General features: G+C 65.1%; 12 protein-coding genes. 7 read left to right on the forward strand and 5 right to left on the reverse strand.

From position 1 onward, the window contains the following. Nucleotides 1–54: 54 nt before the first annotated feature. The gene (locus RIE32_10505; protein ID MEQ9096682.1) at nucleotides 55–567 is read right to left on the reverse strand and encodes a biopolymer transporter ExbD; all 513 of its coding nucleotides are present in this window, start codon (nucleotides 565–567) and stop codon (nucleotides 55–57) included. Between the two features lie 104 nt (nucleotides 568–671). On the opposite strand from RIE32_10505, the gene RIE32_10510 reads away from it, so the two are divergent. Genes RIE32_10510 through RIE32_10520 form a run of 3 tightly spaced genes read left to right on the forward strand, consistent with a single transcriptional unit; the run spans nucleotide 672 to nucleotide 3,090 of the window. Continuing rightward, nucleotides 672–1,157, forward strand: coding sequence for a bifunctional nuclease family protein (locus tag RIE32_10510; GenBank protein ID MEQ9096683.1), 486 nt, complete (start codon nucleotides 672–674; stop codon nucleotides 1,155–1,157). A gap of 20 nt (nucleotides 1,158–1,177) precedes the next feature. Further along, nucleotides 1,178–2,458: a tRNA pseudouridine(13) synthase TruD gene (gene truD, locus RIE32_10515; protein MEQ9096684.1), complete on the forward strand. Its 1,281-nt coding sequence runs from the start codon at nucleotides 1,178–1,180 to the stop codon at nucleotides 2,456–2,458. Continuing rightward, nucleotides 2,455–3,090, forward strand: coding sequence for an HAD-IA family hydrolase (locus tag RIE32_10520; GenBank protein MEQ9096685.1), 636 nt, complete (start codon nucleotides 2,455–2,457; stop codon nucleotides 3,088–3,090). Before truD ends, RIE32_10520 begins: the two co-directional genes overlap by 4 nt. A gap of 57 nt (nucleotides 3,091–3,147) precedes the next feature. On the opposite strand, the gene RIE32_10525 is transcribed toward RIE32_10520, so the two are convergent. Next, a complete protein-coding gene (locus RIE32_10525) occupies nucleotides 3,148–4,539 on the reverse strand; it encodes a Glu/Leu/Phe/Val dehydrogenase (GenBank protein ID MEQ9096686.1) in 1,392 nt (463 codons plus the stop codon). 619 nt (nucleotides 4,540–5,158) lie between these two features. On the opposite strand from RIE32_10525, the gene RIE32_10530 reads away from it, so the two are divergent. After that, nucleotides 5,159–6,895 (forward strand): 30S ribosomal protein S1, encoded by a 1,737-nt coding sequence (locus RIE32_10530; protein MEQ9096687.1) that lies wholly within the window; start codon nucleotides 5,159–5,161, stop codon nucleotides 6,893–6,895. 444 nt (nucleotides 6,896–7,339) lie between these two features. After that, nucleotides 7,340–7,792, forward strand: a complete 453-nt coding sequence (locus tag RIE32_10535; GenBank protein ID MEQ9096688.1) for a MarR family winged helix-turn-helix transcriptional regulator — start codon at nucleotides 7,340–7,342, stop codon at nucleotides 7,790–7,792. A gap of 3 nt (nucleotides 7,793–7,795) precedes the next feature. On the opposite strand, the gene RIE32_10540 is transcribed toward RIE32_10535, so the two are convergent. Both RIE32_10540 and RIE32_10545 read right to left on the reverse strand, forming a co-directional pair. After that, nucleotides 7,796–8,590 (reverse strand): GC-type dockerin domain-anchored protein, encoded by a 795-nt coding sequence (locus tag RIE32_10540; GenBank protein MEQ9096689.1) that lies wholly within the window; start codon nucleotides 8,588–8,590, stop codon nucleotides 7,796–7,798. Between the two features lie 60 nt (nucleotides 8,591–8,650). Further along, nucleotides 8,651–9,979: a GC-type dockerin domain-anchored protein gene (locus RIE32_10545; protein MEQ9096690.1), complete on the reverse strand. Its 1,329-nt coding sequence runs from the start codon at nucleotides 9,977–9,979 to the stop codon at nucleotides 8,651–8,653. A 270-nt stretch (nucleotides 9,980–10,249) separates the two neighbouring features. Between RIE32_10545 and RIE32_10550 the strand changes: the two genes are divergently transcribed. Both RIE32_10550 and RIE32_10555 read left to right on the forward strand, forming a co-directional pair. Continuing rightward, nucleotides 10,250–11,980, forward strand: coding sequence for a methylmalonyl-CoA mutase family protein (locus RIE32_10550; GenBank protein MEQ9096691.1), 1,731 nt, complete (start codon nucleotides 10,250–10,252; stop codon nucleotides 11,978–11,980). Nucleotides 11,981–12,149: 169 nt separating this feature from the next. After that, nucleotides 12,150–12,707 (forward strand): hypothetical protein, encoded by a 558-nt coding sequence (locus RIE32_10555; GenBank protein MEQ9096692.1) that lies wholly within the window; start codon nucleotides 12,150–12,152, stop codon nucleotides 12,705–12,707. 9 nt (nucleotides 12,708–12,716) lie between these two features. Here RIE32_10555 and RIE32_10560 read toward each other — a convergent pair whose 3' ends face one another. Continuing rightward, nucleotides 12,717–14,306, reverse strand: coding sequence for a dicarboxylate/amino acid:cation symporter (locus RIE32_10560; GenBank protein ID MEQ9096693.1), 1,590 nt, complete (start codon nucleotides 14,304–14,306; stop codon nucleotides 12,717–12,719). Nucleotides 14,307–14,370: the final 64 nt, after the last annotated feature.

Raw genomic sequence — 14,370 nt, forward strand, 5'->3', positions numbered from 1 at the left:
GGCTCTAGGATGTCTGCTGCCAGTCATGAAAGAAATGCTACGAAGCGGCGATGGTCAGGGATCGCCTTGGGCGGGCGTCGCGGGCGTAGTCGCTTCTGGCTCGGCGGGGGAGCCCACCAGTTCGATTGCCTCGTATCCCTGGGTTCGCAGTACGTCGAGCACGCGGAGCAGGGCGCCGGAGACGCCTCGCTCGTCGACTTCCAGGCGGATCGTGGGTTTGGTGGCTGGTTGGTCGGCCGGCGTGGCTCCGGGGCCGGCGGAGAGCTTAATCGCATCGATCAGCGCGGTCCGCGTGGTTTCCGCCAGCGGCTGGCCCTGGGCCGAAGCCGGGCCCACGGGCTGGCCGTCGACGAACACCATGCCCTGGCTGTCGACGGCGACCACGATGGCCTGCGGACCCTGCCTGGGCTCGCCCGAGCCCATGGCCGGCAAGTCCAGATCGACCACGCTGACACGCGAAAGGAGCAGCAGGGAGAAGACAAAAAAGGTCAGGAGGAGGAAGACCACGTCGATGATGGGGGCCATCTCGATGCGTGGCTCGGCGCTGGTGCGTCGTGTCTTGAGCACGCACGGATGGTAGAGGGATGGGTCGGGCGCGTTGACGGTGCGGGCCGGCGAGCCTTCGATGTTCTGCAGGCCCGGGCACTGGCGCCCGGCGGAGGGAGGCGGCGATGACGGTACGAATGGAGTTGTCGCGCATTCTCATCCGCGAATTGACCGATTACCAGGTCATCGAGTTGCGGGAAGTCTCGGACAACGGCACGCCCCAGGATGAGTTGCGGACCTTCCCGATCGTCATCGGGCTGCCCGAGGCCCAGGCCATCGAGCGGCGGCTGAGCGGGGTGCCCGTCAAGCGGCCGCAGACCCACGATCTCCTGGCGAACATCCTGGACAGCCTGAGCGCCTCGCTCGAATCGGTCGCCATCACCGACTTGTCGGAGGCGACGTTCTATGCGGTGCTGAGCATCCGGGATGCGGATGGCCAGATCGTGGAGGTCGACGCCCGGCCGAGCGATGCCATCGCGCTGGGCATCGGGCTGAGTGTCCCGATCTACGTCGCCGAGCACGTCCTGGCACAGGCAACGAGCACGAATCCGCTCGAGGACCAGTTCGAGCCCGACGAAGACGACGACGAGGACGAAGGGCCTCCCTTCTGATGGAGCGCCACCACGCAGGCATGCCTCCCGGCTCGACGGCGGGCTCACCGCCCAAGACGCTGTACCGCAGCGAGGGCGTACCGGGCATCGGCGGCGTGCTCAAGCAGCGTGAGGACGACTTCCTGGTCGATGAACTGCCGCTGTATCCGCCCTCGGGCGAGGGCGAGCACCTCATGCTTTTCGTCGAAAAGAAGGGGCTGTCGACGTCGTACCTGATCGGCATGCTCGCGCGGCACTTTGGTGTGCGCGAAGGCGACATTGGCTACGCGGGACTGAAAGACAAGACGGCCATCACCCGACAGCACGTCACGGTGCACGTGCCGGGCAAGCGGATTGAAGACTTCCCCGACCTGCGGGACGATCGCGTGCGCATCCTGTGGGCCGAGATGCACGATCGCAAGATGCGGCGCGGGCACCTGGCGGGCAACGGGTTCTCGATCCGTGTGCGCGGCGTCCACCCCCAGAGCGTGTTGCATGCCCACAAGACGCTGGGCATCCTCGAACGCAAGGGGCTGGCCAACTCGGTGGGCGAGCAACGGTTTGGTCAGTGGAACACCAATCACCGCATCGGCCGGGCGCTGGTGCTGGGCGAGGCGCAAGAGGCGTGCGACCTGCTGCTGGGCCCGACGCCCGACGGCCGTACCGATGAGTCTCGCGAGGCATACGCGGCCGGTGACCACGCCGAGGCACTGAACAAGCTGCCGCACAGCGCCCAGGGCGAGCGGCGCGTGCTGAACGCGCTGGTGCAGGGCAAGTCTGCCAAGGCGGCCATCGAGCGGCTGGGGCGCAATGAGACGGGCTTCATGGTGAGCGCCCTGCAGAGCGCGATCTTCAACGACGTGCTCCGCGAGCGCATGCGGCTGGACATGCTTGATACCCTGGTCGAGGGCGACGTCGCGGTCGTGCATGGAGCCGGGCGAACGACCTTCGTGGTCAGCGCGGAAGAAGCGAAGAGCAGCGAACTGGCCGAACGTCTGGCAAGGCTGGAGGTCAGCCCGACCGGCCCGCTGTGGGGTCCTTCGATGCGGACGGCTTCGGGAGAGCCCGGCCGAATGGAGACCGAGGCGCTCGAGCGGTTTGGCCTGACCCCCGAGGATCTGGCAAGGTTCGCCAGGCGTCATCGTGGATCGATGGAGGGCGATCGTCGGCCGCTGCGGGTGCCGCTGATGTATCCGCAGGTCGAAGGCGGGGCCGACGCGCACGGGACGTACGTGCGTTGCGGGTTTGAGCTTCCCAAGGGGAGCTTCGCCACCGAGGCGATGGCCGAGGTGATGAAGCCGGATCAGTTGCCGAACGCATGAGCATCCAGCGGCCCGAGGACGTCCGCGTGGTGTGCCTGGACTGGGGCGGTGTGCTGCTGCGTATCTGTGGCGGCTGGGAAGAGGCATGTACCGCCGCGGGATTGCCGTTGCCAGAAGCACCGGTGAGCGACGACATACGCGCCCAGAGACGGAAGCTGGCCGAGGCGTATCAACTCGGGCAGTTACCTTGCGAGCAGTACTTTCCGGCCGTGGCCGAGCTCTCGCCGGGGTACTCGGCACGCGACATCGAGCGGTTGCACGACGCGTGGCTGCTGCACGAGTACGAGGGAGCCAGGCGGTTGGCCGAGGAATTGGCGGGCCATGAGAGGTTGCAGAGTGCGCTCTTGAGCAACACGAACGCCCGGCACTGGACGCGCCGCGAAGAGTTCACCGCCGCGGCCCTACTCGAGCACCAACTCGCCAGCCACCTGCATCGTACCGCTAAGCCCGACGTGGGGTTCTATCAGGCTTTGGAGAGGTCGGCCGGGGCGTCGGGATCGCAGATCGTGTTCTTCGATGATCTCGACGGGAACGTCGCGGCGGCGCGGGCGATGGGTTGGCAGGCGGTGCGGATCGATCCGACGGGTGACACGGTGTCGCAGGTGCGGGCGGCGCTACAGGGCGTGCTCTAGGGGCAATGAAAAACCGCGTGCTTTCGCACGCGGCCTTGGTTGAGACGTTGTGGGTCTTTACGGGAAGATGCCGCGGGTCTTGTAGACGCGGCCGATGTGATCGAGCGCGGCCAGGTAGGCGGCGGTACGCATGTCGCACTCGTAGCGCTGGCGGGCCAGCAGGGTGCGGCGGGCGGACATGCACATGACCTTGTTGAGCTCGCGGTCGACCGTCTCAACGTCCCAGATCTGGCAGGCCTTGTTCTGGACCCACTCGAAGTAGGACACGGTCACGCCGCCGGCGTTGCACAGGATGGCGGGGAGCACCTCGATGCCGCGGCGCTGCAGCACGCGGTCGGCGGCGGGGGTACACGGGGCGTTGGCGCCCTCGGCCACCACGCGGCACTGGAGCATCTCGGCCTCCTGCGGGCCGATCATCTGCTCGAGGGCGGCGGGGATGAAGGCGTCGACGGGGGTGCTGTAGAAGTCTTCCTTCGAGATGGCGTCGGCGCCCTTGCCGTCCTTGCCGCTTTCGGTGGCGGCCTTGGACTTCTCGAAGCCGGCGATGCCGTAGTGCTCGTAGCTGTACTCGCTCAGGGCGTGGGCATCGATGCCGGTGTCGCATCGGAGGGCGCCCGAGTGGTCCATGACGGCGATGAGGGTGGCGCCCATGTCCTGGAGGATGCGGGCGGCCCACGAACCCACGTTGCCGAAGCCCAGGATGCTGAAGCGCAGGCCTTCGATGGGGATCTTGATCTGCGGGAGGATCTCGGCCATAACGTCGGCGACGCCCTGCCCGGTGGCCTTCTCACGACCGACCGAGCCGCCGACCTCGACGGGCTTGCCGGTGACGACGCGCATGCCGTCGTAGGCGCTCTTGCTGTTGGACATCTGGTACGTGTCGGCGATCCAGGCCATGTGCTGGGCGTTGGTGCCCACGTCGGGGGCGGGGATGTCGTAGTCGGGCCCGATGTCGTTCATGATGGCGCTTGTGAAGCGGCGGGTCACGCGCTCCATCTCGTCGGGGCTGAGCTTGCGGGGGTCGACCTTGACGCCACCCTTGCCGCCGCCCAGAGGCAGGCGTGCGAGCGAGCACTTCATGGTCATGAGCAACGCCAGCGCCTTCACGTCATCGAGGTGGACGTCGGGGTGGAATCGCAGGCCGCCCTTGAACGGGCCCAGGGCGTTGTTGTGCTGGACGCGGTAGCCCTTGAACAGGTGGTGGTGCCCGTCGTCCAGGCGGACGGGGAAGTGCACCATGATCTCGTTCTTGGGCTGGGCCAGGATGATCTTGACGCGGTGCTGCAGATCCAGCATGTCGGCGGCATGGAGCATGCTGCCGACGGTCTGGGTGTACAGATTGTTCGGATCCTTGGGAAACCCAAGCTCGTCGAACACCGGGTTGCGATTCTCGTCGTCGAGGGCGGGGGCCCCCGCGGAGCCTTGGGTCTGCGTCGCGATCGTTGTCATTGCTACGGCTGCCTCACGGTGAAATCGGCGGTTCCATCCGGTGCTGGGGTCCGCCAACCCCGACGGCCGCAGGGTCGTTTCCCGCGGCCCGTCCACTACTTGCCTACCTACGAGCGAACGGCCCGTCCGTTCGACCGCGCGGTCCTGTTCTACCTTGCATATCGGCCGTTTCGGCTCGACACTGGCAAGGCCCCAGCCATCGCGGGCGGCCCGGGCGATGGGGTTTTTCCATGCCGCCGGGCCCATGCGTCGAGCTGAGCCGTAAGGCTAGCAGGAACGGAGCGCAAAATCGCTCCGCGGGGTCGGCATTATCGGAGTGATGCGGCCCGCGATGACGGAAATTGTGGGGCTGAATCCTGCCGGGATCCGAACGAGAATGATGGCTCTACCCGTTGGGGGCGGCGCCTAGTATCCAGTTCCGTTCCGCCGGTCCGGTGTTGTTCGCAGGCGTTGTGGTGGCGCCCCGGAACCCAGAACGAGCCCCAAGCCGCCTTCGGGCGGGCCGACTCGAGCGATACGCCCGCGGGGCGTGCGAGCCGGCACGGCGGCGTGTCGATTGATTTCGGTGGCCCGGCGGCCCGGAATCGACGAGCACGACCGATGTGAGAGACGCAACTTTATGGTGGACGAAACCCTGATCGCATCGCTTGGCCTGGAAGACAGCGAGGCCGAGGCGATGGTCCGTGAGGCGCTTGGCGAGGCTGTCGCCAGCGGCGACATGGACAACCTGCTGGACAACCAGATCTCCGACCTCGAGCCGGGCAAGATCATCAAGGGCAAGGTCATTGGCTTTGCCGGCGATGACGTCGTGGTGGAAGTCGGGCTCAAGAGCGAGGGCCTCGTGCCCCGCGAAGAGTTCGACGAAGAGCCCAAGATCGGCGACACGGTCGACGTGCTGCTGCGGAGCCTCGAAGGCTCCAGCGGCGTGGTCGAGGTGTCCAAGCGCCAGGCCGATCGCCAGATCGCCTGGAACCGCATCGTCGACAACACCAAGGAAGACGACATCGTCGAGGGCAAGGTGGTCAAGCAGATCAAGGGTGGTCTGCTGGTGGACATCGGCGTGCCGGTGTTCCTGCCGGCCAGCCAGGTCGACGTCCGTCGCCCGCACGACGTGCGAGACTTCGTGGGCCGCTCGGTCCGCGCCATGGTGCTGAAGATCGACACCGAGCGCCGCAACATCGTGATCAGCCGCCGCCGCCTTATCGAGAAGGAGCGCGACGCGGCCAAGAAGCGCCTGCTGGACACCCTGGAAGAGGGCCAGATCGTCAAGGGCGTGGTCAAGAACCTGGCCGATTTCGGCGCGTTCATCGACCTTGGCGGCATCGACGGCCTGCTGCACATCACCGACATGAGCTGGAGCCGGGTGAACCACCCCAGCGAGATGCTCAAGGTCGACCAGGAGGTCGAGGTCAAGGTCCTCTCCATCGACATGCAGAAGGAGAAGATCGCCCTGGGCCTCAAGCAGAAGGACCCCAGCCCGTGGGAGGCCATCGAGGCCAAGTACCCCGTGGGAAGCCGCATCACCGGTGAAGTGGTCAACATCATGTCCTACGGCGCCTTCGTGCGTCTGGAGGACGGCATCGAGGGCCTGGTGCACATCTCCGAGATGAGCTGGACCCGCCGCGTCAACCACCCCAGCGAGGTGGTCAGCGTGGGCGACCAGGTCGAGGTCGTCGTCCTGGACATCGACAAGAACAAGCAGGAAATCAGCCTCGGCATGAAGCAGACCGAGGTGAACCCCTGGGAGCTGGTAGCCGAGAAGTATCCTCCCGGCACCATCATCGAGGGCTCGGTGCGGAACCTGGCCAACTACGGCGCGTTCATCGAGATCGAGCCGGGCATCGACGGCCTGCTGCACGTCAGCGACATGAGCTGGACCAAGAAGGTCACCCACCCCAACGAGATCGTCGCCAAGGGCGATGTCGTCAAGTGCGTGGTGCTCGACGTCGACCAGGAAAAGCAGCGCATCAGCCTGGGCGTCAAGCAGCTCACCGAAGATCCGTGGCTCAACGCCATTCCCGGCGCCTACCAGCCCGGCATGGTCGTGCGTGGCACGGTCACCAAGATCACCAACTTCGGCGTGTTCGTCGAACTCGAGGATGATCTGGAAGGCCTGCTGCACATCTCCGAGCTGGCCGACCACAAGGTCGAAGACCCGCAAGAGGTCGTCAAGGCCGGCGACGAGGTGGACGTCAAGATCCTCCGCGTGGACATCAGCGATCGCAAGATCGGCCTGAGCCTGAAGCGCGCCCAGTGGGGCGACGCGGGCGATGGCTCCTACTCGGCCGATGCGGGCCCCACCCGCGGCGGCATGGACGACCACGACGCCATGGGCACCAACAAGATCGAGTTCTGATCTCGTAGGTCCCAACCCTGCAACGCAACGAGGCCCGGGCGCAAGCCCGGGCTTTTTCGTGCATACAGAATGGGGCCACGGCCCCGGCTGGCGCCGGAGCCTGGTTCTACCTTCGGCTCACATCAGAGCGATGAAGCTGAGGACCGTCAGGAGCATGACCCGCTTGCCGTTGTCGGAGACCTTGAGGACGCTCTTCATGGTTTTCGGCCTTTCTGCTGTTGTCGCCGACCCGCACCCGGGTCGGCTCGACGGTACACCTTCAACCCCGGTGCCAAACCGGCTCGGGAGCAAACGACGGCGGCGGAGCACGCTCCAGGGGCGTGCCAGGTCGGTTATCAGACATGTGATGATGGCGCCTGGCAACGCCACCGAGCAACATGTTGCGGATTCGCGACGCGGCGGAAGATATTTGCATCTGCATGGATTCGTCCGATACAGATGCAGATGCTTCCCACACCGCCCCAGAACGATCGAGAACTGGCCGAGACCTTCACGGGGTGCCTGGCCTCGGCGATCCGCCAGGCCGATCGACTGGTTGCGGCGGTGTTCGACGAGCGGCTGCGCGAGGTCGGGCTCCGCGGCACGCAGATGTCGTTATTGGGCATGATCGCCAAGCTGGGCCGGCCGAGCCAGAGCGAACTGGCTGAGGCGACGCACACCGACGCCACGACGCTCAGCCGAAACCTCGATCGCCTGGTCGAGCGCGGGCTGGCCGAGCGCGTGGAATGCGAACGAGACAAGCGGGTGCGGCGATACTCGCTGACCGTTGAAGGCAGGGCCCTGCTGCTCGAGGCCCTGCCGCACTGGCACGCGGCCCAGCGGGAAGTCTCAGAGCGGTTGGGCGCCGACGTGTGCGAGGTGCTGCGTCAGCTCTCGGTATCGCTGTCGAAGGACTAATCGCTACTCGCAGCCGACATCAAACAGGTTCTGGAACGCCAGGAAGTCGAATACCGTGAGGGAGCCATCGAGGTCGAAGTCGGCCGCGGGGTCTCCGGCGTCGAACAGGTTCTGGAACGCCAGGAAATCGAACACGGTGAGCGAACCATCGCCATCGAGATCGACCTTGCACGCCGGCCCGGTCGTGCCGTGGATCTCGAAGGCCCATTCCTTGGGCGTGGGGTGGAAGTCGGTCATGGGTTGCCAGGCTTCGATCACCTCGCCGGTTTCGAGCGCCGAGAAGTTCCAGTGGGCCGTCGCGTCGCCGTTGGTCCACTCGGGGTGCAGGGGAGCGTTCACGGGCTTGCCGCTGCCGGGCGCACAGTAGGTGCGGAAGCCCAGGAAGTATCGCCCAGGAATGAGTTCGACGTCGACGGTGATCGTGTTTCGATAGATCGTGCCGAACGTCGGGTTCCGCAGCCCGCTATCGACCACCTCCACGGCGACGTCCGATGCGCCCGCGATGAGGGCCCCGGGCGCGTGGATCGGATCGAGGTACCAGTAGATGTACCAGTCGGCCCCGAGGATTACCGGCGGATCGATCCACACCGAGTAGAAGACGATCTGGGTGATCGTGGTGTCCTCGATGACGCGAAAGTCGTCCGCCGCGATGCGCAGCGAGTCGGGCATGCGGACGGCACTGGACGCGAAGCCGGTCGCTTCGAGCGCGGCCTCGCTCTCGTAGTTCACCCAGTGGTAGTCCTGGGCGAAGAGCGACGCGGGCAGGAGGCAGAGACCGGCAAGGGCGGGCAGTCGCATGGCATGGCTCCTCGGGGATGACCGACTTGAGTACGCTTGGACGCCGTCCCCCGTTGCGGCTTACGGGCAGCCGGCATCGAAAGCCGTCTGGAATGCCAGGAAATCGAAGATCGTGAAATCGCCATCGCGGTCGAAGTCGGCGACGGGGTCGCCAGCGTCGAATGCGGTCTGGAAGGCGAGGAAGTCGAAGATGGTGAGGCTGCCGTCGCCATCGATGTCGGGTAGGCAGGGGTTGGGTTCGAAGACGTAGGCGGCGCCGGCGCGGAACGCGTCGTCGCTCTCGAGCGCGGCTGCCGCAACGATCGTCTGGCCATCAACCGCCACCGAGTTTCCGAACAACGCGAACTCTGTGGGATTGCTCGAGTTGATCAGGTCGCTCAATACCCAGGAACCATTTCGGAGCTGGTAGATGAACGCGCGGCCTGTTGCTCGAGCGCCCAAGTCGAAATTCTGGGCGCCAACGACGGCGATGCCTCCGTCGATTGAGACGGTGCCGAAGGTGCTGCCCTCGGTATTTGGCGCGATAAGCTCGGTTTCCTCTTGCCACATCTCACCATCATTGAGGAAGATGAATGCTTTCCCCTGCTGACGTCCGGCAGAGATGCCGCCTGCGATGATTCGATCCGCGTCGATGTCGACGTCCCAGCCGAAGCGGGCCCCGCTTTGCAAGCCAGTGCCGACGAGCCGGACGGTCTCGATCCAGTTCCCATCGCTTCGTTCGTAGACGTACACCGCGCCGGGGCGATCGTCGTCAGTACCGCTCCGAGTGGCACCGACCGCCAAGACTTCACCACTGACCGCGACCGAAGAGCCGAAGGACCCGGTCATCGGAAACGATATCGGTTGGAGCTTTGCCGATTCGACCCACGCGCCTGCGTCTGGCTCGAAGACATAGACGGACCCGGTATCGCTGTCGGTCACGGCTCCAATGGCAATCGTGCCATGGTCAATGGTGGCACTGTGCCCGAACTGTGCGCCAGTTTCGCCGTCGCTGGCTGACAGCGTCGTGATCGCAATCCACTCATCCCCAGATCGACGAAACACTGTAGCTGTACCGCTATCCACCTCGATGCCATCACCCAAGATGGAGCCAACGACGGCGAGATCACCCTGAATGGCGACGGACGATCCGAATATGCCGTCAATCTCGGGCGAGGCCGATCGAAGCACCGCCTGCCGGCGCCAGCCTTCGCCATCACGAACGAACACGTATGCGCCGCCTTCGTTCTCCAGGTCGCTGTCAAGATTCGGAACGCCAACGATGATCGACTCCCCATCAAAGTCGATGGCACTACCAAATACGTCCTCCATCGCCGGTTCGTCAGCCGTGAGCCGTTGGGTTTCGATCCAATCCTGCCCGAACGCCGCTCCGCTCAGCATCAGCGTCATCCCAACAATCGTCGTTGACTTCAACATCGTGGTTTCCTCCCAGGACGGGGGTTGTGTCGTGCGCCGGGTGGCCCCGGCGGCTTTGGTGGGTCTGCGACATCCAGTACCGTCCGATGCGGGGCGGGTTGCACCCGTGGGGAAGCCCCAGCCAGCGTCGTCGATCGGTCGGGCTGTCCGGCCTCCGGACGTATACTTGAAATCGGATTCGAAAGAGAGACCAACTGGCCGCCCGGCCCGCCTGCCATGCCCCAAAGGGCCACGGAGACGACCATGACCACCGCCAACACGAACATCACGGGCTCTGGCCTCGACGCGAGCGGCAAGCCCGCGGGCGTCGACCCGGCCGCCGTCACCATCTCGGGCATCGTGCTCGACGAGTCGTACGGGCCCGATAACCTGACGACCTCGCTCAAGAACTTCGACCGCGACATCGCCGAGGCGGGTCAGTACCCGTACACGCGGGGGCTGTATCCGCAGGGCTACCGCAGCCGGCTGTGGACGATGCGGCAGTTCGCGGGCTTCGGGAGTGCCGACGACACCAACAAGCGCTTCAAGTACTTGCTCAACGCGGGCAAGACGACCAAGACCAAGGCCAACACCGGGCTCTCCACCGCCTTTGATCTGCCCACGCTCATGGGCCGCGACAGCGACGATGCGCTGAGCGTGGGCGAGGTGGGCAAGTGCGGCGTGGCGATCGACACCATCGAGGACATGCACCGGCTGTACGCCGACATCCCGATCGATCAGGTCACGGTGAGCCAGACCATCAACGGGCCGGCGGCGGTGATCTGGGCGATGTACCTGGCGATGGCCAAGCAGCGCGGCTTCGACATCGCCGACCTGGGTGGCACGCTCCAGAACGACATCCTCAAAGAGTTCCATGCCCAGAACGAGTTCATCTATCCGCCCGAGCCCAGCGTCAAGCTGGTCGTCGATACCATCGAGTTCCAGGCCCAGCACATGCCCAAGTGGAACTCGGTGAGCATCAGCGGCTACCACATCCGCGAGGCGGGGAGCACGGGGCCGCAGGAGCTTGCCTTCACGCTGCGAGACGGCATGGAGTACGTCGAGGCGTGCCTGCTGCGCGGGCTGGACATTGACAAGTTCGGGCCACGCCTCAGCTTCTTCTTCAACAGCCACAACGAGTTCTTCGAGGAAGTCTGCAAGCTCCGCGCGGCACGCCGCATCTGGGCCCGCATGATGCGCGAGCGATACGGCGCGCAGAGCGAGCGAAGCTGGTTCATGAAGACGCACGTGCAGACGGCCGGGTGTTCGCTCACCGAGCAGCAGCCGCTGAACAACATCGTGCGCGTGGCCTATCAGGCGATGGCCGGCGTCCTGGGCGGCTGCCAGAGCCTGCACACCGACAGCATGGACGAGACGCTGGGCCTGCCCACCGAGCAGGCCGTGACCGTCGCGCTCCGCACGCAGCAGATCCTGGCCCACGAGACCGGCGTGACGCGCACGGTTGATCCGCTTGGCGGCAGCTACTTCGTCGAGGCGCTCACGGATGAAGTCGAGGCCGAGGCGCTCAACTACATCGGCGAGATCGACGAGATGGGCGGCGGCATCTGGAAGGGCCAGGATGGTGGCAAGCCCACCGGCGGCTACGGGGGCGTGGTGGAGGGCATCCACCAGGGCTACTTCCGCCGCAAGATCGCCGAGGCGAGTTACCGCTTCAGCGAGGAGTGCGAGGCGCACGACCGCATCATCGTGGGCGTGAACGAATACAAGGACGACCAGGAAGGCCGGCCGATCGACATCCTCCAGATCGGGCCTGAGGTCGAAGAGGCCCAGCTCGACCGCCTGGGCGCCTTCAAGAAGAACCGCAACGCCGACGAGACGAAGAAGGCCCTCGACGCCATCCGCACCGCCTGCCAGAAGGGCGAGAACGTGATGCCCCACCTGATCGAGGGCGCGCTGGCGAACGCGACGCTGGGCGAGATGGTGCAGGCGATGGCGGATATTTATGGGCGGTATGCGGGGGGGCCGGAGTGGTAGTGGGCGTTCCCAAGCCGGTCGGGGTTGACCACCAAGTCCGCGAGTTCTGCTAGCGTTGGCAGTTTGCGAAGATGGTGCCATTCGACTGGCGCGTTAGTAGCGTAACACCTCACGGGCAGCGCCGCTGGGGTATGCCGCTTGGGTGTAAATTCACTTCTTGGGGGGAAGTATGGATGATAGCGAGGTGGCAGCCTTCATTGCCATGAAAGCCTGGCTCGAAGGCAAGACTCATCCTGACGACGACGCACTCTTGAGCCTGTGTTCCAAGGCAATCCAAAATCTCGACATTGAAAGGCGAGAGCCACCAGAGGATGGGGAGTTGCAGCGACTGTGGAGATTGTCCTTCTACTTGCTATGTAAGCTTTCCATTGACCAGTCTGCCAGCATTGTCGACCGTGAGCGGGCGTGGGAAATTGGCAAGTCGATCGAAGAGAAGTGCACATTCAACCCGTTTGAGCGATGGATGCAACTGGTTGATAAAGACACTAGAACGCTGAATGCGGGCGACTTTGGCGATTTTGTAGCTCATCACGCTGACGATCGTGGCTATGTTCGCGTCGACTACTACGGCAAGCCCGAGTATGGAATGGACTTGAGGAGCCAGAGTGCTGCGTGGGGTGTACACCCTCATGTGCAACACAAGTTCATTAGGATGCTTGATTTTGCTTTGAGCGCTTTCTTTGAGCATCACTTTCCTGAGACCCAATTGCCAGGGCAGGTTGAGTAGACGGCGCGGCTAATTCGGCGGGGACTCATCCAGTCCCCTCGACGCCTCCTGCACCAACTGCCGCTCCACTTCCTGAACACTCGCCAACTCCCCCTCCGTCCCCGCCACCACCGTCGCCACCATCGCGTCGCCGGTGATGTTGCAGGTGGTGCGGCACATGTCCAGCAGGCGGTCGACGCCCAGGATGGCGGCGATGCCCTCGAGGGGGACACCCACGCTTTGCAGCACGATCACCAGCATGATGACGCCCGCGCCGGGCACGCCGGCGGTGCCGATGGAGGCGAGCGTGGCGGTGCCGACGATGGCGAGCTGGTCGCCGAGCCCGAGGTTCATGCTGTAGAGCTGGGCGATGAAGACGGCCGCCACGCCCTGATACAGCGCCGTCCCGTCCATGTTGATGGTGGCGCCCAGGGGCAGCACGAAGCTGGAGACCTCGTCGCTCACGCCCAGGCGCTTCTCGACGCACTCCATCGTCACCGGCAGCGTCGCGCTGCTGCTGGCGCTGCTGAAGGCCAGGAGCTGCGCGGGGGCGATGGCCTTGTAGAACCGGCCCGGGCCCACGCCCGTGAAGAGCTTCAGGACTAATGGGTACACGGCGAACACCATGAGCGCCAGCCCGCCCACGACGCACAGGCTGTAGACCGCGAGCGCACCGAGGACCTCGAGTCCCAGGTCGGCCACCACCTTCACGATGAGCGCAAAGACGGCGATGGGGGCGGTGAGCATCAGCAACTCCACGAGCTTGATGACCGCCTTGGTCATGCCATCGCAGAAGTCGACGACGGGCTTGGCTTCGGACGGCAGGATGAGGCTGAGCCCGATGCCAATCAGCAGCGCGAGGAACACGATCTGCAGCATGTTCCCCTCGGCGATGGCCGCGAAGGGGTTGGCGGCGACGAGGTCGACGATGCGCTCCCACGGGTTCAGGTCGCCGCTGGCCTGGGCGACGTCCACGCCGCCCTGGGCCGCGTCCTTGTAGTCGGCCAGCAGGCGATCGCGCATCTCCTGCGGCACGAACGCGCCCGGGCGCGCAATGTTGGCGATGACCAGGCCCAGCGAGATCGCAACCGCCGTCGTGACCAGGTAGATGCCGATGGTCTTGCCGCCGATGCGGCTGAGCTTGGTCAGGTTGTTCAGCGTGCTGACGCCCACGATGAGGCTGAACAGCACGATGGGCACGGCGATGAAGCGCAGGCAACGCATGAACAGGTCGCCCACGAAGAGGTTGGCGTTGCGGATGAACCGCGACGCGTGGGCCAGGAAGCTGGCGTCCTGGTTGGCGACGGCGATGCCGAGCCGCTCGAGGTCGGAGTCTTCGAGTTCGGTCGGATCGAGCACGGCCCACTCGGGCAGGCCGGCGTCGGTGGCGACCTGGGCGAAGGGCTTGCCATCGGGCATGACCAGCACGCGCTCTTTTGCCAGGAAGGCCGGCACGTTGTCGACGCCCATCGACGCCCAGGTCCCCTGCGTCCACGCGAGGTTGATGATCAGGCCGACCACGATGCCGGCGACCAGGCCGATGATGATCTGCCAGTGCAGGGCCAGGCCCTTTCGGCGGGACGGAATGCGGCCCGGGGTGGTCGTCGGGGCGTCGGCCATGGGAACCTCCTGCGAGTGCGTTCTTATCCTCGAACGGCCTAGTGAATCCGCCAACCCTATGCGG

This window comes from Phycisphaerales bacterium (assembly GCA_040221175.1).
Taxonomy (GTDB): Bacteria; Planctomycetota; Phycisphaerae; order Phycisphaerales; family UBA1924; genus JAHCJI01.

Coding starts and splice junctions, on each gene's coding strand:
- RIE32_10510 (MEQ9096683.1), top strand. CDS start 672: ATGACGGTACGAATGGAGTTGTCGCGCATTCTCATCCGCGAATTGACC.
- truD (MEQ9096684.1), top strand. CDS start 1,178: ATGCCTCCCGGCTCGACGGCGGGCTCACCGCCCAAGACGCTGTACCGC.
- RIE32_10520 (MEQ9096685.1), top strand. CDS start 2,455: ATGAGCATCCAGCGGCCCGAGGACGTCCGCGTGGTGTGCCTGGACTGG.
- RIE32_10525 (MEQ9096686.1), bottom strand. CDS start 4,539: ATGACAACGATCGCGACGCAGACCCAAGGCTCCGCGGGGGCCCCCGCC.
- RIE32_10530 (MEQ9096687.1), top strand. CDS start 5,159: ATGGTGGACGAAACCCTGATCGCATCGCTTGGCCTGGAAGACAGCGAG.
- RIE32_10535 (MEQ9096688.1), top strand. CDS start 7,340: ATGCTTCCCACACCGCCCCAGAACGATCGAGAACTGGCCGAGACCTTC.
- RIE32_10540 (MEQ9096689.1), bottom strand. CDS start 8,590: ATGCGACTGCCCGCCCTTGCCGGTCTCTGCCTCCTGCCCGCGTCGCTC.
- RIE32_10545 (MEQ9096690.1), bottom strand. CDS start 9,979: ATGACGCTGATGCTGAGCGGAGCGGCGTTCGGGCAGGATTGGATCGAA.
- RIE32_10550 (MEQ9096691.1), top strand. CDS start 10,250: ATGACCACCGCCAACACGAACATCACGGGCTCTGGCCTCGACGCGAGC.
- RIE32_10555 (MEQ9096692.1), top strand. CDS start 12,150: ATGGATGATAGCGAGGTGGCAGCCTTCATTGCCATGAAAGCCTGGCTC.
- RIE32_10560 (MEQ9096693.1), bottom strand. CDS start 14,306: ATGGCCGACGCCCCGACGACCACCCCGGGCCGCATTCCGTCCCGCCGA.